This window comes from Shewanella sp. HL-SH2 (genome assembly GCF_051164935.1).
Lineage (GTDB): Bacteria > Pseudomonadota > Gammaproteobacteria > Enterobacterales > Shewanellaceae > Shewanella > Shewanella glacialimarina.
This window is the reverse complement of the sequence record NZ_CP195035.1, coordinates 1,132,194-1,151,726: the sequence shown is the minus strand read 5'-3', so window position 1 is coordinate 1,151,726 and position 19,533 is coordinate 1,132,194. Positions and strand designations below refer to the sequence as shown.

16 protein-coding genes and 1 riboswitch are annotated in these 19,533 nt (G+C 41.7%); of the genes, 6 read left to right on the top strand and 10 right to left on the bottom strand.

The annotated features are described in order from the left end of the window. Positions 1-6 precede the first annotated feature (6 nt). Positions 7-1,105 (bottom strand): peptide chain release factor 2 gene (prfB, locus tag ACRWP9_RS05055; RefSeq protein WP_434928203.1). Its coding sequence is split into 2 segments (ribosomal slippage): positions 7-1,029 and positions 1,031-1,105, totalling 1,098 coding nucleotides; the frame shifts between segments, so codons are not numbered across the junction. Positions 1,106-1,259: 154 nt separating this feature from the next. Between prfB and ACRWP9_RS05050 the strand changes: the two genes are divergently transcribed. Next, positions 1,260-2,234, top strand: coding sequence for a pentapeptide repeat-containing protein (locus ACRWP9_RS05050; RefSeq protein WP_434928201.1), 975 nt, complete (start codon positions 1,260-1,262; stop codon positions 2,232-2,234). 108 nt (positions 2,235-2,342) lie between these two features. Here ACRWP9_RS05050 and chrA read toward each other — a convergent pair whose 3' ends face one another. The 3 genes from chrA to ACRWP9_RS05035 are packed head-to-tail and all read right to left on the bottom strand — an operon-like array spanning position 2,343 to position 5,142. Continuing rightward, positions 2,343-3,494: a chromate efflux transporter gene (gene chrA, locus ACRWP9_RS05045; RefSeq protein ID WP_434928200.1), complete on the bottom strand. Its 1,152-nt coding sequence runs from the start codon at positions 3,492-3,494 to the stop codon at positions 2,343-2,345. Between the two features lie 54 nt (positions 3,495-3,548). Then, positions 3,549-4,694 carry a 23S rRNA (uracil(747)-C(5))-methyltransferase RlmC gene (gene rlmC, locus ACRWP9_RS05040; RefSeq protein ID WP_434928198.1) on the bottom strand — a complete coding sequence of 382 codons (1,146 nt, stop codon included), beginning with the start codon at positions 4,692-4,694 and terminating at the stop codon, positions 3,549-3,551. After that, positions 4,684-5,142 carry a MarR family winged helix-turn-helix transcriptional regulator gene (locus tag ACRWP9_RS05035; RefSeq protein WP_434928196.1) on the bottom strand — a complete coding sequence of 153 codons (459 nt, stop codon included), beginning with the start codon at positions 5,140-5,142 and terminating at the stop codon, positions 4,684-4,686. The genes rlmC and ACRWP9_RS05035 overlap by 11 nt, the downstream gene beginning before the upstream one ends. A gap of 214 nt (positions 5,143-5,356) precedes the next feature. Here ACRWP9_RS05035 and ACRWP9_RS05030 point away from each other — a divergent pair, with 214 nt between their 5' ends. Beyond that, positions 5,357-5,545 carry a cytoplasmic protein gene (locus ACRWP9_RS05030; RefSeq protein ID WP_226411312.1) on the top strand — a complete coding sequence of 63 codons (189 nt, stop codon included), beginning with the start codon at positions 5,357-5,359 and terminating at the stop codon, positions 5,543-5,545. Positions 5,546-5,638: 93 nt separating this feature from the next. Then, positions 5,639-6,307 carry an MliC family protein gene (locus ACRWP9_RS05025; protein ID WP_226411314.1) on the top strand — a complete coding sequence of 223 codons (669 nt, stop codon included), beginning with the start codon at positions 5,639-5,641 and terminating at the stop codon, positions 6,305-6,307. Positions 6,308-6,347: 40 nt separating this feature from the next. On the opposite strand, the gene ACRWP9_RS05020 is transcribed toward ACRWP9_RS05025, so the two are convergent. Continuing rightward, positions 6,348-6,722 (bottom strand): STAS/SEC14 domain-containing protein, encoded by a 375-nt coding sequence (locus ACRWP9_RS05020; protein ID WP_226411316.1) that lies wholly within the window; start codon positions 6,720-6,722, stop codon positions 6,348-6,350. A 151-nt stretch (positions 6,723-6,873) separates the two neighbouring features. Further along, positions 6,874-7,434 (bottom strand): TMEM165/GDT1 family protein, encoded by a 561-nt coding sequence (locus ACRWP9_RS05015; RefSeq protein ID WP_226411318.1) that lies wholly within the window; start codon positions 7,432-7,434, stop codon positions 6,874-6,876. Positions 7,435-7,525: 91 nt separating this feature from the next. Then, positions 7,526-7,641, bottom strand: a riboswitch (yybP-ykoY riboswitch). A 241-nt stretch (positions 7,642-7,882) separates the two neighbouring features. On the opposite strand from ACRWP9_RS05015, the gene ACRWP9_RS05010 reads away from it, so the two are divergent. Then, positions 7,883-9,085: an aromatic amino acid transport family protein gene (locus ACRWP9_RS05010; protein ID WP_434928195.1), complete on the top strand. Its 1,203-nt coding sequence runs from the start codon at positions 7,883-7,885 to the stop codon at positions 9,083-9,085. Positions 9,086-9,320: 235 nt separating this feature from the next. Beyond that, complete coding sequence (locus ACRWP9_RS05005; protein WP_434928193.1) at positions 9,321-11,477, top strand: S46 family peptidase; 2,157 nt, start codon at positions 9,321-9,323, stop codon at positions 11,475-11,477. On the opposite strand, the gene ACRWP9_RS05000 is transcribed toward ACRWP9_RS05005, so the two are convergent. From ACRWP9_RS05000 to ACRWP9_RS04990, 3 genes are all read right to left on the bottom strand, one after another. Beyond that, positions 11,470-12,192: an RNA pseudouridine synthase gene (locus ACRWP9_RS05000; protein ID WP_434928191.1), complete on the bottom strand. Its 723-nt coding sequence runs from the start codon at positions 12,190-12,192 to the stop codon at positions 11,470-11,472. The two genes, ACRWP9_RS05005 and ACRWP9_RS05000, sit on opposite strands and share 8 nt — an antisense overlap. A gap of 6 nt (positions 12,193-12,198) precedes the next feature. After that, positions 12,199-12,840, bottom strand: coding sequence for a hypothetical protein (locus ACRWP9_RS04995; RefSeq protein ID WP_434928189.1), 642 nt, complete (start codon positions 12,838-12,840; stop codon positions 12,199-12,201). Positions 12,841-13,027: 187 nt separating this feature from the next. After that, complete coding sequence (locus ACRWP9_RS04990) at positions 13,028-14,368, bottom strand: Na+/H+ antiporter NhaC family protein (RefSeq protein WP_434928188.1); 1,341 nt, start codon at positions 14,366-14,368, stop codon at positions 13,028-13,030. Between the two features lie 400 nt (positions 14,369-14,768). Between ACRWP9_RS04990 and ACRWP9_RS04985 the strand changes: the two genes are divergently transcribed. Next, positions 14,769-16,094 carry an IS4 family transposase gene (locus ACRWP9_RS04985; RefSeq protein ID WP_434928186.1) on the top strand — a complete coding sequence of 442 codons (1,326 nt, stop codon included), beginning with the start codon at positions 14,769-14,771 and terminating at the stop codon, positions 16,092-16,094. Positions 16,095-16,151: 57 nt separating this feature from the next. On the opposite strand, the gene putA is transcribed toward ACRWP9_RS04985, so the two are convergent. After that, positions 16,152-19,346, bottom strand: a complete 3,195-nt coding sequence (gene putA, locus ACRWP9_RS04980) for a bifunctional proline dehydrogenase/L-glutamate gamma-semialdehyde dehydrogenase PutA (protein WP_434928931.1) — start codon at positions 19,344-19,346, stop codon at positions 16,152-16,154. Between the last annotated feature and the right edge of the window lie 187 nt (positions 19,347-19,533).

The following is a 19,533-nucleotide window of genomic DNA, read 5'->3' as shown; positions in this document are numbered from 1 at the left end:
CTCTCGTTAAAGGCCAGATTTAAGGCTAGCTTCAATAAACTTGTCCAAATCGCCATCTAAAACGGTTTGGGTATTTCGGTTTTCAACACCGGTACGTAAATCTTTAATGCGGGAGTCATCTAAAACGTATGAACGAATTTGACTGCCCCAACCAATATCAGACTTAGCGTCTTCAGCGGCTTGCTTATCAGCATTTTGCTTATACATTTCCAACTCGTACAACTTAGCTTTTAATTGTTTAAAAGCGGAATCACGGTTTTTATGCTGTGAGCGGTCATTTTGACACTGCACCACAGTATTGGTTGGAATATGGGTAATACGTACTGCAGAATCCGTTTTGTTAACGTGCTGACCACCCGCACCTGATGCGCGGTAAGTATCAATACGTAAATCAGAAGGATTAATATCAATTTCAATATCATCTTCAATTTCAGGGTACACAAATACCGAGCAAAAAGAAGTATGACGCTTACCTGATGAATCAAAAGGCGACTTACGCACCAAACGGTGTACACCCGTTTCAGTTCGCATCCAGCCAAACGCATATTCCCCGGTAAACTTAATGGTAGCGCCTTTAATACCGGCCACATCCCCAGCGGTAACTTCAATCAATTCTGGGCTAAAGTTATGCGCTTCGCCCCAGCGTAAATACATACGCAGTACCATATTGGCCCAATCTTGTGCTTCTGTTCCACCTGAACCTGATTGAATATCAAGATAACAGCTTGCAGCATCATTTTTGCCAGCAAACATACGGCGAAACTCTAGATCTGCTAGACGCTTTTCAAGTTCGGCAATTTCGTTACTGGCATCATTAAAGGTTTCTTCATCGTCTTCTTCAATGGCTAATTCCAATAACCCAGCGACATCTTCAAGGCCAGAATCCATATCATCAATGGTTTTTACAACCGCTTCAAGGGCTGAACGCTCTTTCCCTAACGCCTGGGCACGCTCAGGTTCACTCCATACTTCTGAACTTGCAAGCTCTTGGCTAACCTCTTCTAAACGCTCACTTTTAGCAGCGTAGTCAAAGGTACCCCCTAAGAAGTTCTGTGCGCTCGGCCAGCTCCTTAATTTTGAATTTTACCGGATTAACTTCAAACATGAATTTTCAACTTAAAAAATAGCGGTTAACAAAAGGTTTAACGGCGTATTTTACCCCATGCGCGGCACTAAACCTAGACCGAAGTGGGGTTAATTAAGTCGAATATATTTCAACTGAATTTATCAAGATTTTATAGCTTAGCTATACTGTAATAATGAACTCAGATAACCCAACTTGTTGCTACCACGAAGATGAAGGATTTTCCTGCCATGAAGCTGCAGAGCCTTCAGGTCTTTGTTACTGGCATGACCCACGCAGTATTAAAAACAAGCCTGACGACAAAGCTAGGCTTGAAGCTTTTGCTCGTAGCGGAGGAATGCTTCGCGGCATTAGTTTAAAGCGGGCAAATTTAACGGGTGTTGACTTAGTTAAACATCATGCAAAAACAGGTTTTGATATGAGTCATGCAGAGCTATATCGAGCTAACCTTCAAGGCGCACATATGTTCAATGTCAACCTTGAACAAGCTAGCTTAATGAAGGCCGATTTACGTGATGCCAATATGCATTGCGCCAACCTAACCAACACCAATCTATTAGGCGTAAAATGGAAAGGTGCCAAAATTGAAAACATTTATACGGGAACGAAAATCAAGCAAGAACGTATGGCTCGTAAAGCAGATAGGTTGGGAGAAATAGAAATTGCCTTGGATTATTACCAACAGTCTGAAGAGATATATCGTGACTTACGTAAAGCTGCCGATCGTGAAGGCTTATTTGCCATGGCCGGACATTTTATGCGTAACGAGCTCATAATGCGACGACATCAGATGCCTAAGTGGTCATCAAAACGCATGATATCTAAGTCAATTGATCTATTGTGTGGTTATGGTGAAGCCCCTCTTCGAGTGATAGGGTTTTCTATGGCACTGATTGCAATCTGTTTCTTTTTCACCGGTCTTAGCTATGGTGAACAAATCCATCAATTCAACTTCGACAATAGCATTAGCCAAAACATTAAGCTGCTTCTAAACTGCATTTACTATTCAGTTGTTACCTTTACCACCTTAGGTTATGGCGACTTTACACCCATTGGCTACTCCAAATTGGTTGCGGCAATCGAGGCCTTTACGGGTAGCTTTACGATTGCATTATTCGTCGTGGTATTTGTAAAAAAAATGAATCGTTAATCATTGGCAGGCTTAAGGCTAACTTTCCCAACACGCTTGCCATGACAAACACTGAACCAGGTTCTACTGTGGTAATAAAAGCGTGATACAACGGATATTAATGCTAGCTCACAACAAGCTTAACAGTGCGCCAAAAGCTGCAAAGCCGGCAACAAGCAACACGATATTAGGCTTAAATATTTTTAATACTCCAAAGCCAATTACCACCAATGCCATATCGAGTGAACTCGCCACACCACTACTAAAAACAGGCTGATACAAGGCGGCAAACAGTAACCCTACCACTGCGGCATTCACTCCAGCTAGTCCACCAGCGATAACCGGACGTTGACTAATGGCTCCCCAGCTATTTAATGCCACTAACATCAATAAAAATCCGGGGATGAAAATAGCGATGGTGGCGAAAAGTGCACCTAAAATGGGTGATTCTTGCCAAATATCAGCCCCAAGAAACGTCGCCAGAGTAAACATAGGCCCAGGTACAGCCTGTGCTAGCGCATAGCCGGTTAAAAACCTATCTTGGGTAACAAGATCGCCAACATTAGCCTCAAGTAGCGGCAGTACAACATGGCCGCCACCAAACACTAAACTGCCAACTTGATAAAACTGTCCAAAAATTTGCCCAAGACTATCGGGCTGAGATGCTAAAAAGTAAGAAGCAATTAACCCTAAAACAAAAATAGCTAACCACAGTAAATTCAACTTTATTTCAGGTGTATCAGGGGAGGTATTTTCACCGCGAGTCAGAACTAAGGCACCAATAATAGCCGCAACAATTAATACCACGATTTGTGTTAATAATGCCGGAAATAATAAAATACACGCGACAGTGGCTACCATTAAACATTGCGCCGTTTTACGTTGGCAAAATTGCTTAAACATACCCAGAGTAGCATCAGCGACTACAACAACAGCAAGTAATTTTAAACCGTGAATAGCACCTGCAACCATGTCCAATTGCAACCAACTGGCAGTGGATATAGCAAATAGAAATAGCAGTAAAAATGAAGGAAGTGTAAAACCTAAAAATGCTGCAAATGCCCCGGGCAATCCACCTTTATGATAACCAATCGCAAAGCCAACTTGGCTTGAACCAGGCCCTGGCATAAACTGGCTCAATGCGACAAAACTGGCGTATTGCTTATCATCCAGCCAATTTAAATCTTGTACAAAGGTTTTTCTAAAATAACCAATATGTGCAGCTGGGCCACCGAAACTAATTAATCCTAATGCTAAAAAACGACTAAAAATTTGCCACATGCTGAGTCCCTAATATTCTTATATCGATTTAGTTTATGACACTATTATGAATACTTAATGACAAAGAGAGTTCTTTTCTAACATCACCAGCACTTCATAGTGGTCGGTATGTGGAAACATATCAAACAACTGCACCTTGGTAATTTTATATCCTGATATCATAGCCAAATCTTTCACTAAACTGATTGGGTTACAACTCGAATAAACTATCGCTTTAGGTGAAAATGCGCTTAATGACTGACAAAGCGACTCGCCTATTCCGCGCCTTGGCGGATTAACAATAATCAAATCAGGTTTATCATTTGCTGCGATCCCATTAGCAAAGTCGGTTGAATCCAACGCCCTAAAGCTGATGTCCTCTAGACCCATTTCTGCGGCAGACATCTTGGCACACTCGATCGCTTCGGCCTCAATTTCAATCCCAGTTAACCGAATTTTGCCACTTGCACAATGCAGTCCGAATCCACCCACCCCACAAAATAAATCCCAAATATGTTGTGGATTAAATGCAGCGACCCACTCTCGAGCAGTTTGATAAAGTTGCTCAGCTACCTGTGGATTGGTTTGAAAAAAACTTTTAGGACGAATATATAAAGGCACATCATTAAAGCGATCAGCAAGACGGGTTTGATCGGTTAAAAATATTTCTTGATCGCCCTCTAAAATCGCCATATGAACAGGTTGAATATTAACCGACACTAAACTGATTTTAGGAAATTCAGCCTGTAACTGAGGTAGTTCTCGCTTAATTCGTGAAATTGCCTGTTCACTGTTCAGCACAAAGCGCAGCATAAATTCACCAGAGATATAACTTCTGGTGAGCAGAATAAATTTAAGCTCACCTTTACTTTTATCGACTCGATACGGCGGAATTCCCGCTTGTTGCACAAACAATTGCAATCTATGTAATAGCTGCCGCATATCTTCAGGATAGAGTTGGCAATCGCATAAACTAATGGGCTGCCCCTGGGGATCGACAATACCTAAAATAGGTTGATGTGCTGCACCTAACACCACCATTTTAGCTTTATTGCGAAAACGATTTTCTTGGCTTGCAATAGGCTCAAGCCATTGCTCAACAGGCAATTGGCCAAAAAACTGCTGTAGTTTGGTCATTTTATGCTGTAACTGTTCTGACATAGGGATTTGAATATCACGACAGGATAAACAATGACCTTTTTCAAAAAACTCACACTTCACAACTTGATGCCTTATCAGAATTAAGTACTTTTAACGCGTTATCACATAAACTTTTAAGCTGCTGAAGTTGTGCCAGATCGCCACCCACTTTACAACGCATCATTTCAGGGACTGATTCAGCTTGTTGGCGTAGCATTTGGCCTTGTTCGGTAAGGTGTAATACTCTAACTCGCTCATCTTCTTCACTACGGCCTCGTATTACTAACTTTTTTACTTCTAAGCGCTTAAGTAAGGGGGTTAACGTACCTGAGTCTAAATGCAATCGCTCGCCCAAGGTTTTAACGCTTATGCCCGCCTCTTTCCACAACACTAACATGACTAAATACTGCGGATATGTCAGTGATAACTCATCAAGCAAAGGGCGATAAGCACGGATCATCGCATTAGTGACGCTATATAATGAAAAACACACCTGATTTTCAAGTGCTAATGGGTTGGCTGATGGCATAAATATTCCCTTTAAAATTTGCTCAAGTATAACATATTCTAGTTGTGCACAATCTATAATATTTGCCAACAACAGAGAATACTTTGCCAAGAATTTATTATATTTTGTTAGGGAAGCATATTAATCCGATATCTTTGCTACAGTATTCAATACGCCTGCCGATATACAAATAGACAGAATACAAAAACCATTATTTAATAAAAGTGAGGTTTATATGACAATTTCGGTAAACGCTCCAAGCAACATGCCAGCAAATATTGATTCAGGCCATAGCTTGAAAGCCGCTGTTATGGCGAAGGATCAACAAAAAGTGGAAGGTCAAATGGCACTGCAACTTATTGAAGCAGCAGCGCCTCCAGCACCTGTTGGCAATGCAGGTCACAATATTAATACGACTGCCTAAATTTTTACTGTGTAATTAGCTATCTTAAATTGCGACACCTTAGTGATTACGTCATTATGGTCTGTCATGAATAATGGATAGAGAAATACATTGATGAAAAATTTATCGGCTTTGGCTGCTGTTGGGTTAACTGCGGTTGGTTTAACTGTGATTGGTTTAACTCCAATTGCGCAGAGCTACGCCGCTACGTCTGTGGCTCAAGCGCCTAGCTTTGAGTGCAATAAAGCACGCGGGTCTATTGAGAAGCTTATTTGCCAATCTGAAGAGTTGGCTCTACTGGATATTCAGTTACAGCCCCTTTTCAGCCAATTAGTTTCACAAGTCGATGGGCAGCAAGTTAACCAGATTAAAGCTGAGCAAAGAGGCTGGATTAAAGGCCGTAATGATTGCTGGAAAGCCAATAACCCTAAAGAATGTACTAAGCTTAATTACCAATCTCGTATAACTGAGCTACAAATTCTAGCAGGCGCTGTAGAGGTGCCAAGTGCAACTTATTATCAATGTGGCCATGATCCACAGAACAAATTAACAGCCTATTTTTATAATAATACCGTCATCCCAGCCGCAGTATTCAGCTACAGTCAGGCGAAAAAAACATCTAGCGTGCCTCCAGCAAATTTATCCCAATTAGGACTATTAACCCGTACGGCTTCTGGCGCTAAATACCAGGCGCAGAATACTAGCCTATGGACTCATCAACAACAGGCGACGATTGAACAAGTTAATCAGCTGCCAATAAGTTGTAAGTTAATAGTCGAGTAAATAGATAACATGGCAGTCTAAAGTAATCAAATAAGGGTGGTTAATCTTGCAACCACTCAAAAGCTTGAGGTTTGTCGTTGAAAGACATCATCTCGCCGTTAATAAACCATCCCCCCACTTTTACAGCTAAATCTTGCCAATTTTGGTCACCAAAAATAGCCACTTTATTAAAACTGGTACGGTGTTTAACTCCAAGCTTTAAGTCATCCCAAGCGGCCTGTAACTCCCAGCCCTCAAGTTCGCTTATATCCACAAACATGTTCATCTTAGGCTTAGCAACTTGCGCTAATGCATCATCCAGTATCGGAGTAATAATTTGATAGTCTTCATGGGTGAGCTTACCCACCACCTTCATAATGATAAAAAAGTGTTGTTGATGACGCTCAATTCCTATTGTGATCCCATGTCTTTGCATAACTCAACCTCTACATTTATTTTCAATGGTTAATCTAGGTTGAAGTAAATCTAATCCCCAACCCGATTATCGACTGACTATAATTTAAGCACTTTTAAGCAATAGATAACGCCGATTAGCGCACACTTAATAGAATCGGCTTTTGTAGCGATCACACGCCATACAATAGAGTGACTACGCCGAGCACCACAAATAAAGCTGCACAAGTTCTGTGGATCATTTTCATCGGTAATTTATCAGCACTAAAATGACCCAGTAATACCACTGGCACATTGGCTATTAACATCCCTAATGTAGTGCCTATTACCACCATGGCAAGTGCATCATATTTAGCCGCTAATACGACTGTGGCAATTTGAGTTTTATCACCCATCTCGGCAATAAAGAACAAAATGAAGGTAGCCATAAACGCGCCTAGTTTATAAAAGCTATTATCATCCTCATCCATTTTATCGGGTATCAGAACCCATAGGGCAATAGCAAAAAATGACAATGCAACGGCATAGCTAGCCCATTGAGGATCAAGCCAGCTAATAGCAAACTGTCCGACCCAAGCCGCGACAAAATGATTGAGTAGTGTTGCCAACAAAATACCTAGAACAATGGCTGATTTATTGCGAAAACGCGCCGCTAACAATAATGCTAACAGTTGAGTTTTATCGCCAATTTCAGCAATAGCCACGGTAAAGGTTGAAGTAAGAAGTGCTTCCAAGGGAAAATCCTAGCGTTATTAGAGGGCATATAAACCAAGCACAAGCAACAGCAAGCCCTCTAAGCTACTGTTACCGTACTAGGTCTTGCTTAACAAAGGGCTTCTTTGTTGTTTATACCATGGCAATATGGCCAATTATGTTGATATAAACGCCAAAAGTTATTGATGGCAACAACTTAAAGCTAGCTACTCCCCTAAAACGAGGGCTGCAATATAACCCAAACTTAAAAGGCATACAACATCATAATGCCCTTCTTCTCATTTCCTAATTCCCAAGCCAGCTAATGAATGCACAATACAAATATTGGCTTTGATGTTGGCGGGCTAAATGTTATGTAATTGTTTCTACACAGTGCAAAAATTCTTTAAACGACTAAGTTTCTTGCTTGAGCTGTTTGCCTTCTGCTAATGTCGCTTGCAATAAAACAATAACTATATGGACGCGTTCGTGAATTTTAAAACACTTGGATCTATTTCGATAGTCGCTGGTACTGCTATTGGTGGTGGCATGCTTGCATTACCTTTAGCCACTGCGGCACTGGGGATCGTCCCAGCTATCTTGCTGCTCATTGTCATTTGGGGCATCTCTGCATACACCTCTTTACTCATGTTAGAAATCAATTTACGTACCGGTATAGGCGATAATGTCCATGCCATTACCGGTAAAACATTAGGTAAGGTAGGGCAATTAATTCAAGGTGGATCGTTTTTAAGTTTATTATTCGCCTTAACCATGGTGTATTTAATGGGTGGCTCCTCCCTACTGGAAACCCGCTTAGCCCCATTAGGTCTTAACTTAAGTAATCAAGCAGCAGTGCTATTATTCACCGTCATTTTTGGTGGCATTATTGCTGTAGGTGTTAGCTGGATAGATAAAGTCTCTCGAGTGCTGTTTACCGCCATGGTGGTATTATTGGTATTAGTGGTCGCCTTTTTACTGCCAGATGTTAATTTAGCTGTTGCATTGACTAACACAATGAGTGAAGTCGCTCAAGGCAATGAGTTAACTCACTTATGGCTAGCTGCTATTCCTGTGGTGTTTACCTCATTTGGTTTCCATGTGTGTATTGCCACGATTGTGCGCTATCTTGATGGTGATGCAATATCACTGCGTAAAGTACTGTTAATTGGCTCTACAATTCCATTAGTTTGCTACATTTTATGGTTATTGGTCACATTAGGAACGCTAGGTGGCTCCACAGTTCATCAACTTGGGGGCTCATTGCCTAAACTGGTAATGGCACTACAAGGGTTAGTTGAGTCACAAATTGTCAGCCAATTTATTGATATTTTTGCCAACCTCGCACTCATCACTTCATTTTTAGGCGTCACCATGAGTCTGTTTGATTATGTGGCTGAACTGACTCGTGCTCGAAGTGATGTCGCTGGCCGTATTCAAACCTGGTTAATTACCTTTATTCCGCCATTATTATGTGCTTTATTCTATCCAGATGGCTTCTTTCAAGTATTAGGTTTTGCGGCTATTCCTTTAGTTGTGATGATCATATTTTTACCGATCGTGATGGCACTAAAGCAGCGGCCTCAGAACTTAGGTGGTTATCAAGTGATGGGTGGCATGCCGGCACTGATAATAGCAGGTATTATTGGGGTCTTAATTGTGATTGCACAGTTAATGGTCGCATTGGGTTAATGGATAGCTAACAGAATTAAATTTAGTTTGTAACTGGTTTTTTCTGACGCTGTTAACCTGTTACAAGTTTTGTTAAAGTCAGGCCTAGGCCTGACTTTTTTGTGGGTCAATATAGTCGTTTAAACATCACGCTAAATATCTAAAATAATAAATACACTAATGTATATTCGGTTTATTTCACATACTGCCAAACCACTTGAGCATGTGATTACTTTATCAAAATGGACTTATAACAATGAAAACATGGTTACTTACGGCGGCGATTGCTGCCAGTTTTACTGCCCAAGCCGATGAAGGCATGTGGCAGCCACACCAGTTACCCGCCATGGCTGACATGCTCAAAGAAAAAGGCTTAGAAATAGATGCGAAATCAATTTCTAAACTCACTGAATTCCCTATGAATGCGGTCATTAGTTTAGGAGGTTGTACTGCATCCTTTGTGTCACCAAAAGGCTTAGTTGTTACTAACCATCACTGTGCTTATGGTGCAATTCAGTACAACTCAACCCCAGAAAAAAATCTATTAAAAGATGGCTTCTTAGCCAAAACATATAAAGAAGAGTTACCGGCAACACCAGGGTCGCGCGTTTATGTTACCGAAGCGGTAACCGATGTAACCGATAAAGTTAAAAAAGGCCAAATGGATAAAGTAGGCAACGACTTTTACACCGGTATCGAACAACAAGAAAAGGCCTTAGTGGCTGAATGTGAAAAAGAAGATGGCTATCACTGCCAGGTATATAGCTTCCATGGTGGCTTAGAATATTACCTTGTTAAACAACTCGAAATACGTGATGTTCGTTTAACCTATAACCCAGCTGGTAGTGTCGGTAAATATGGTGGCGATATCGATAACTGGATGTGGCCTCGTCATACTGGTGACTTCTCATTTTATCGCGCTTATGTAGGCAAAGATGGCAAGCCTGCGGACTTCCATGCAGACAACGTCCCGTATGAGCCAAAAAGTTTCTTAAAAGTGTCAGCTAAAGGCGTTAGTGATGGCGACTTTGTGATGGTCGCAGGCTATCCGGGTAGCACTAATCGTTACCGCACTGCAAACGAGGTTGAAAATCAATTCGAATGGGCTTATCCAGAAGGTAAGATTCTGCGTGAACGCATGATTGAAATCATCAAAGACACTGCAGCAGAAGGCACAGATGATCGCATTAAGTATGAAAGCTTAATTGCTGGACTAGCAAACTATGCTAAAAACTTTGCCTCCATGATTGAGTTCTACGGCAAAATGCCTATGTTAGATGATCGCAAAAAGGTAGAAAGCGACCTAGCATCATGGATTAATACTGACTCGGCGCGCCAGGAAAAATATGGTAAAACCTTAGTTGAATTAGATAAATTAGTCACTAAAAGCCAACAAAACCAGCAGCGTGATACCTTATTAGGCTACATTACCTACACAACCATGCTGACAACAGCGCGTGATTTATATCGTTTAGCTAACGAAAAAACACTACCTGACATGGAGCGTGAACCAGGTTATCAAGAGCGTGATATAGCCAATTTCACCTCAAGTATGGAACGTATTGATCGTCGCTATGCAGCTAGTGTCGACAAGGCATTGTTAATAGAAATGTTAACGCGTTACGCCAACCTACCAGTAGAACAGCGCTTACCAGCATTTGATAAAGCCTTCAATATTGGCAACAAGTTCGACGCTAAGAAGCTGAATAAAACCGTAGATAAGATGTTTGCTAAAACAAAATTAGCTGATCAAGCTACCCGTTTAGCATGGATGGATAAGTCGGTTGCAGATTTTAAAAAGTCTAACGACCCCTTCATTCAGTTTGCCGTCAGTACCTATGATGAAAGCATGAAGCTAGAGCAGGCACAGAAGCAATTATCGGGTGACCTAATGAAAGTACGTCCACAGTTTATGGACGCTATCATTGCTTATAATCGTGAGCTTGGTAAACCCGTTTATGCTGACGCCAACTCAAGCTTACGAGTTTCCGTAGGTAATGTGAAAGGCTATTCACCACAAGATGGTTTGGTGGCAGTACCATTTACACGCTTAGAAGGCATCTTAGCTAAAGATACAGGCATGGACCCATTTGATGCGCCCGCTAAGCAGCTCGAGTTAATCAAACAAAAACAATATGGTGATTACTATGTCAAAGCCATTGATTCTGTTCCAGTTAACTTTTTATCAACCTTAGATACGACTGGCGGTAACTCTGGCTCACCAACACTAAATGGCCGCGCTGAATTAGTCGGTTTACTATTTGATGGTGTGTATGAAAGTATTATTGGTGATTGGGGCTACGATGCCAATAAAAACCGTTCAATCCAGGTTGATAGCCGCTACATGTTATGGATTATGGAGCATGTTGATCACGCCGATAATCTATTAGCAGAAATGGAAATCGTTAAGTAACGCCTATTGGTTGCATTAACATGCTTAATTCGGCGGCCGTTAACGGTCGCCGTTTTGTTTCTGGCAAATCACCTAATTCTACCTCCCCTATCGCGACTCGCTTTAAATCAATCACCCGATAGCCTAGTGTTTGACACATTTTACGGATCTGTCGGTTTAATCCCTGGGTCAATAATATTTCGAATTGTACCGAAGCCAAAGACTTTACCAGGCACGCTCGAGTCGTGACGTTTTGACTGGCTTGATGATAGGTCACGCCCGCAGCCATTGTCGCCAAAAACAGCTCATCAAAAGGTTTATCAACACTGACATGATAGGTTTTTGAATGATGAAAATCAGGATGCATTAATCGCTGGGTTAATTGACCGTCATTGGTGAGTAATAATAGTCCTCGGGAATCTTTGTCTAATCGCCCTGCAGGATACAATCTTGGCCCTTCAGGTAAATGATGCCGCAAACTACTAGGGTCGCTTTCAATTAAACGACAATCGACTCCTACAGGCTTATGATATAACCAATAGACTTTATCTTCAGGCTTAAGTACTTTTACACCGTCGACACGAATATCATCAATAAAGTCAGTATCAATAACCGTTGAATGTATGGCTAGACAGCCATTAATAGTGACTCGACTAGCCTCAATGATTCTTGAACATTGACGCCTTGAGGCGATGCCGCAAAGGGCAAGGTAATGGGCTAAACGATATTGAGCCATACTGGTTTATGCTGACACAAAGTGACGTGATAATGACTGTTGTACAACTATGTGTTGGCGTATGCTTAACCCAAGGCATACACACCATAAAATATTCGTTTGAGTTAACAACCACATACTAGACGACACCCAACAGAAATGACTGCCATTATCATCGCAGGAAGGGAAATCAAGTAAATGCCAATCTAATAAACGAATTAAGTTAACGGACGTGACTATTGCCACTATCGATAATCCAAACACCACTCGAGTCATGGTACTTTTGGGTTTAAAGTAATCAGCGAAACATAAGCAATGCAAGACTAGCGAACCAACTAAGTACAAGGTTGAAACTTTACGATGTAACTCTAAGAAGTTAATTGGAAACATCCCCATCAGCGCAATACTCAAGCCAACAATACCCCCTACAACGGCAATTCCTCGGCTTAAGACATCCGAAAAAGTAAAATAAATAGCCAAAGTGCCTAACAAGAAACATACACCAGCAGCAAGCAAAGACAGGTTAAACACCACAGCTAAAGGAGAATTCATATAATCCCCTAAAATATCAGGACGAATAGTAAAGATGCTGGTTTGCATTTGTTGTACTTGTGCAAATAATGCAGACGAGACGCCAATACTGGCAATAATTGCCGCAGCTAATGACATAAAGACAATCACTAGATGTAAGTCGTAATTTGTATGCTGTTTATTCAAGGCGATCAGGTATGAGAAATAAGACAATCGAGCTTACCTGTATCTTTAAAAAAGTAAAAGCCCTAAACACGGTTTAGGGCTTACTGGTACTAATGCTAATACAGTCAGCAGATGGTATATTTAAATCAATATTGATAGATTATGCACGCTTTCGAAATATCACAATAATGACTGCAACAACCGCCAAAATCATACAATACCAGACATTCGATACCGCCGTTAATGGGCTAATAGTAAACACTGATGCTATTAATAATGCTTGAGCCCCATGGGGGATCAACCCCTGAATAATACAGGCAAAAATATCCATTACACTGGCAGCTCGCTTAGGGCTAACGCCGTGTTTTTCTGCTAAGTCTTTAGCGATATCGCCAGTCACCACAATGGAAACCGTATTATTTGCCACGCAGGTATTTGTTGCCGCAACAATACTCGCTATGCCTAATTCAGCTGCGCGTGGTGACGTATCGCCCGCAGACTTAGAAAAACGGCTAATTAGCCCTTCGACCTTATCATTCACAAAGGCCAAGCCACCCTGCTGTTGCATCAGTGCCGCTAAACCTCCTACCAACATAGAAAGAATGAAGATTTCTTGCATATTGGTAAAGCCAGTATAAATATCATTGCCAAATTGGATGACATTGTAATCTGCAGCTAATATCCCTGTCAGGCCAGCCAGTAAAATACCTAAGGTTAGCACCACAAATACATTCAACCCTGAAACGGCCAAAATCAATATGGTTAAATACGGTAATACTTTTATAAATTCAATTTGTTGTGGGGCAATAGTAGCCTGCCCTTGGCCTGCAAATGAAAAAGCAACAAGCGTTAAAATTGAGGCTGGAATAGCAAAGACTAAATTTTCGCGAAACTTATCTTTCATATCACATCCCTGAGTGCGAGTCGCAGCGATAGTCGTATCCGAAATAATGGATAAATTATCACCAAACAATGCCCCAGACATTACCGCACCCGCCATTAATGCGTATTCAATTTGTGCTTGGTCTGCCACACCCAAAGCGACAGGCGCCACTGCCGCTATAGTGCCCATTGACGTGCCCATAGCAGTAGCAATAAATGCCGCTATCATAAAGAAACCGGGTAATAATAAGTCAGCAGGAATCAGCGATAAACCTAAAGCAACCGTAGCATCAACACCACCGGTTGCCTTCGCAACAGAAGCAAATGCACCCGCCAGTAAATAAATTAAACACATGGCGATAATATTGCTATGGCCAATGCCCTCAATGAAGGTTTCAATCGCGTTGTTGATTTTTTGTTTAGACAGCAGCAATGCCAACATTATGGCAGGTAAAATAGCAATCACACTCGGCAGTTGATAAAAAGCATAATCAACATCTTGGCTTTGAAAGTACACTCCAGCGCCAATAAATAGTCCGAGAAAAACAAATAAAGGCAACAAAGCAATAAAGGATGCCGTTGGCGAACTGTTACTTGTGGTGGGTTTAGTCAAAGTCATCTCTCTTTTTCTATATTTTTAGGCTTGTGACGGAAAAGCAATATTCATCTGAGTGAATACTAGGATTACATCCTACACATCCTAATCATCTGCGCCAAGAATAAGAGAAGTTATTTCAAATTGCAACATAGACGTCTAGACTTCTTTCCTTCCAGTCGGTTTTTTACAAAAATAGCTCAATCATTAAACAAAACACCACTAATCTAGCCAATCATATAACAAAAATACCAACCCGCTATCATACCGACTCTGCAATAGAGTCTGTCTCAACTGCGTTGATAAAACGGGATAAACAATAATGCCCGCAATTGCGTAACACCGATCAGTTAAGAAACTGATCGGTTGACAGCAAAAATGATCCTACGAAAATGGCTCCTTCTTTTGAACGGAGTCATTTTTTATGTTGTCTAACTGGCTTATTGATACTGAATTACTTGTCGCCCCCGAAGAACTATCTATCTTTCAAAAAGAATTGCCGTTGGAATGGATTGAACAAGCTTTGGAGCTAACCAACAAAGCAAGTATTAGGCGCAGAAAACTTCCAGCAGAATTAGTCGTTTGGCTCATCGTTGGAATTGGCCTCTACCGAAATCGTTCCATCGCTGAAGTCGTCTCCAAGCTCGACTTAACGTTAGTTGATAAGTTGGGAGAAACCGTTGCACCAAGTGCTATCCCGCAAGCCAGACAGCGACTGACAGCCGCTCCCCTTAAAGCCCTTTTTGATATCACTTCTAAACACTGGTGTCATAGGGAAGACAGCCAAGATACATGGCATGGTCTTCAGTTATTTTCTGTTGATGGAACGACATTTCGATGTGCAGAAAATACCGAGAATTCAGAGCATTTTGGCTATATCAGTAATCAGCATAGGAAGCAGTCCGTATACCCAGTAGCCCGCTTATGCGCACTCATGTCATTACGAAGTCGTATGATAAGAAATGTAAAATTTGGTCCGTGTAGTAAAGGGGAAATTAGTTATGCTCGAGAGCTAATTGGATCCGTTCCAGCTAATTCTCTCACTATTTTTGATAGTTGTTACTTTAGTGCAGATCTTATGACAAGTTGGTGGGGAGCCAACCAGAATAGTCATTGGCTTACACCACTCAAAAGTAATACACGCTTTGAAGTCATCGAGCAATACGCTGACAACGATTATCTAGTTGAGATGCCAGTATCACCACAAGCGAGAAAAAAGAACCCAGAGCTACCTGAAAAGTGGCATGCAAGACTAGTGACCTATCAAGAAAAATCCCAGGGCAATCATATTACAGGTGTGCTGAGTTCATTAACCAATAGAAGCCAATACTCCTCTCAAGATATATTAGATGTCTATTTCGAACGCTGGGAGATAGAAAATGGCTATGGAGAAATCAAGCAATATCAACTTGATGAGAGTATTTTATTAAGAAGTCAGACAGTTGAAGGCATTTATCAGGAGATTTGGGGATTACTGATAGCGTACAACTTGATCCGAGTTGAAATAAGCCAAATCGCTAAAGAGGCAGAAGTGTCACCATTACGGATTAGCTTTGTAATGGCGATGCGCTATATACAGGATGAGTTGATGTGGTGCGCAATTGCTTCGCCAGGAACAATCCCTAAAAAGCTCAAAGCAATGAGGGAAAACGTTAAGCAATTTATCTTGCCCAAAAAACGAAAACGGCCCAAAAGTAGGACCGTTCGAATTAACAAAACCCGCTATCCAGTTAAGAGAAGAAACTCTTAACTGAATGGTGTTACGCAATTGCGGGCATTATTTTAACTAACACTAAGCGATTAACACTTATTCGTCAGAGTCACCTAACGATAACAATGTCGCATTACCACCAATAGCGGTAATATTATTGGTGCGGGTTTTCTCGGTAACAAAACGGGTTAAATAGTGTGGGCCGCCCGCTTTAGGACCCGTGCCAGATAAACCTTGACCACCAAATGGTTGTACACCGACTACTGCGCCAATTTGGTTGCGGTTAATGTACACATTACCCACATTCACTTTATCAGCAAGATTTAAAGCATGACCTTCGTTACGGCTATGAATACCTAAGGTTAATCCATAACCCGTACTATTAATTTCATCGATAACCTTACCTAAATCAGCCGCTTTGAAACGGATAACATGCAGGATTGGGCCAAAATGCTCTTTGTCTAACACTTTAATCGAATCAATCTCTACCGCTGTCGGGGCAACAAAGTGACCATTTTCAGTCCCGGCAGGTAACGCTAGTTGGTTAATTAATTTACCCACTTGCTTAATATGATCAATATGGGCATTTAAGTTCGCTTTAGCCGCCGCATCAATTACCGGGCCCACATCTGTTTTCACAGAACTTGGGTTGCCAATGGTTAATTGCTCCATTGCGCCTTTCATCACTTCAATTACGCGATCGGCAACATCATGTTGTACATATAGTACTCGTAATGCTGAACAACGCTGACCGGCACTGGTGAAAGAGGCAGACACAATATCATTAACCACTTGCTCAGGTTGTGAAGTTGAATCCACCACCATCGCATTTTGGCCACCGGTTTCGGCAATTAACGGAATAATTGCACCATCACGGTTTGCTAAAGTACGGTTAATTAGCTTAGCCGTACCGGTAGAACCAGTAAAACATACACCACCAATACGCTCGTCAGCGGTTAATACAGCCCCTACTGTCGCGCCAGTACCTGGTAGGAATTGCAACACGTCGGTAGGAATACCCGCTTCATGCGCTAACTGAACCGCGCGATAACCCACTAGGCAAGTTTGCTCAGCAGGTTTAGCAATAACGGTATTACCCGCAGCTAATGCCGCACTTGCTTGACCTAAGAATATCGCTAATGGGAAGTTCCAAGGGCTGATACACACAAATATACCGCGGCCTTGTAAAAACAACTCATTCAACTCACCTGTTGGGCCAGGAAGCAATTCTGGCTTAGCCATCATTTTCTTCGCTTGCACCGCGTAATAGCGACAAAAGTCAACTGCTTCACGGACTTCATCAATGCCGTCTTGGATACTCTTACCCGCTTCACGGGTACAAAGTGCAATTAACTCTTCACGATTTTCTTCTAATAAGTCAGCCAGTTTTTGCAATGCAGTGGCACGGATTTCAACTGGAGTACGTGACCAGCGAGCAAAAGCACTCTCAGCTGATGCAATAGCAGTTTCAATCGCTTGGCTATCAGCAAAAGCCACTTTACCGACCATTTTAGTGGTATCAAATGGGCTAACTACGTCTCGCATTTCACCGGTTAAGGTTTTGCCATTAACTAATGGGCCTGCTTGCCATTGTGTTTGAGCATATTTCTCGATTGCCGCAAAAAATGGCTCAGACTCTGAAATAATATTCATATTTAATCCTTTAGAATTTTTACGCTCAACGCCGAAGATATCCGCCGGTTTAACAATCTTATGATTGGTAAAGCTCTTATAGCCTTTTAGTGTCACCAAAGGGTGTACCACTAAAGACTCGATTGGGGTTTTCGGGTCAACCAACTTATGTACAAACGATGTATTGGCACCGTTCTCTAATAAGCGGCGCACTAAGTAGGGTAGTAAATCTCTGTGGGCACCAATTGGTGCATAAATACGCACAGCTTTGGCACCGCTTTCAGCAAGCATAGTGTCATAAAGCTCTTGTCCCATACCGTGTAAACGTTGGAACTCGTATAGGCGATCACCCGCCATAGCATCTATGCTAGCGACCGTTTGTGCATTATGGGTAGCAAACTGTGGGTAAATGTTACCGCGAGTTGATTCGGATAATAAAAAACGTGCACAGGCTAGATATGATACATCGGTACCCGCTTTACGCGTATACAGCGGATAACCCGCCTCACCCGCTTGTTGAGCCCATTTAAGCTCGCTGTCCCAATAGGCGCCTTTAACCAGGCGCAACGGAATTTCATCACCTTGATCTTTAGCAAGGCGGTTAATCCAACATAACACCGGTAAACAACGCTTAGAATAAGCCTGAACAACAATACCGAGTAAGCCCCAGCCCTTTGCTTCTTGTGATTGATACAGCTTTTTGAATAAAGCTAAAGATAACTCTAAACGATCAACTTCTTCAGCATCAATTGAAATACCAATATTTAGCTGGCGAGCTTGGACTATTAACTTAATAACGGTGTCATATAATTCAGTCAATACGCGGTCGATATTGGCCACTTCATAACGCGGGTGCAACGCTGAAAGTTTGATTGAAATAGTCGGTCTTGGCGCGTCAGTTTCATCGTATGCCTGCGCACCGAGATCGCGAATAGCATGACTGTAATCGGTAAAATATTTTTGTGCATCTTTAGCGGTTAACGCAGCTTCACCCAACATGTCATAACTGTGGGTATAGCCCATTTCACGTTTGTCTTCGCTATTCTTTAATGCTTCTTTAACATTGCGACCAAGCACAAACTGTTTACCCATAATCTTCATCGCAGCAAGCATAGCTTGGCGGATCACAGGCTCACCTAAACGGTTAACTAGACGATTAATCAAATGGCTTGGAGTACCATCTATTTTACGATCTAACTTAACGATTTTACCCGTCAGCATTAATCCCCAAGTAGAGGCATTAACCAGTACAGAGCTACTTTTACTGATATGTGCATCCCACTTAGCACCTGATAACTTATCATCGATCAATGCATCGGCTGTGTCAGCATCTGGAATGCGTAATAAGGCCTCGGCAAGACACATTAAAATAATGCCTTCTTGGGTTTCTAAGCTATATTGCTGTAAAAAAGCATCAACACCAACCATCAAGCCTTTCTTTTCAAATTGGCGAACTTTAGTCACCAATTCATGTGCTCGACGAGTCACCTGCTGAATTTCTTCATCGGATGAGGGCACCAGCGTAATTAACTCTGCTAGATACTGTTCTTCATCAACAATGTAATTGTCAGTAACTGCTTTAAACAATTCTTCGAGAGTGGCGTTGTCATAGCGACCGCCCAGTACTTCACTCGCTTTGAACATCATAATCGCTTCCATCATGGTCAGTTGAAGGAGGGTAAAAACCAATGGGTGTGACGTACATTACAGCATTTTATTTTGTATACAATGTACGATTCGGGCGAGTATACAATCAAAATGTGATCAAGAACACTCTCTATTAGTCCATAAACTCGCTTCGGTGCACATAAAATGTAGCAGAAGGTTTACCTGTTTAATATTAGCT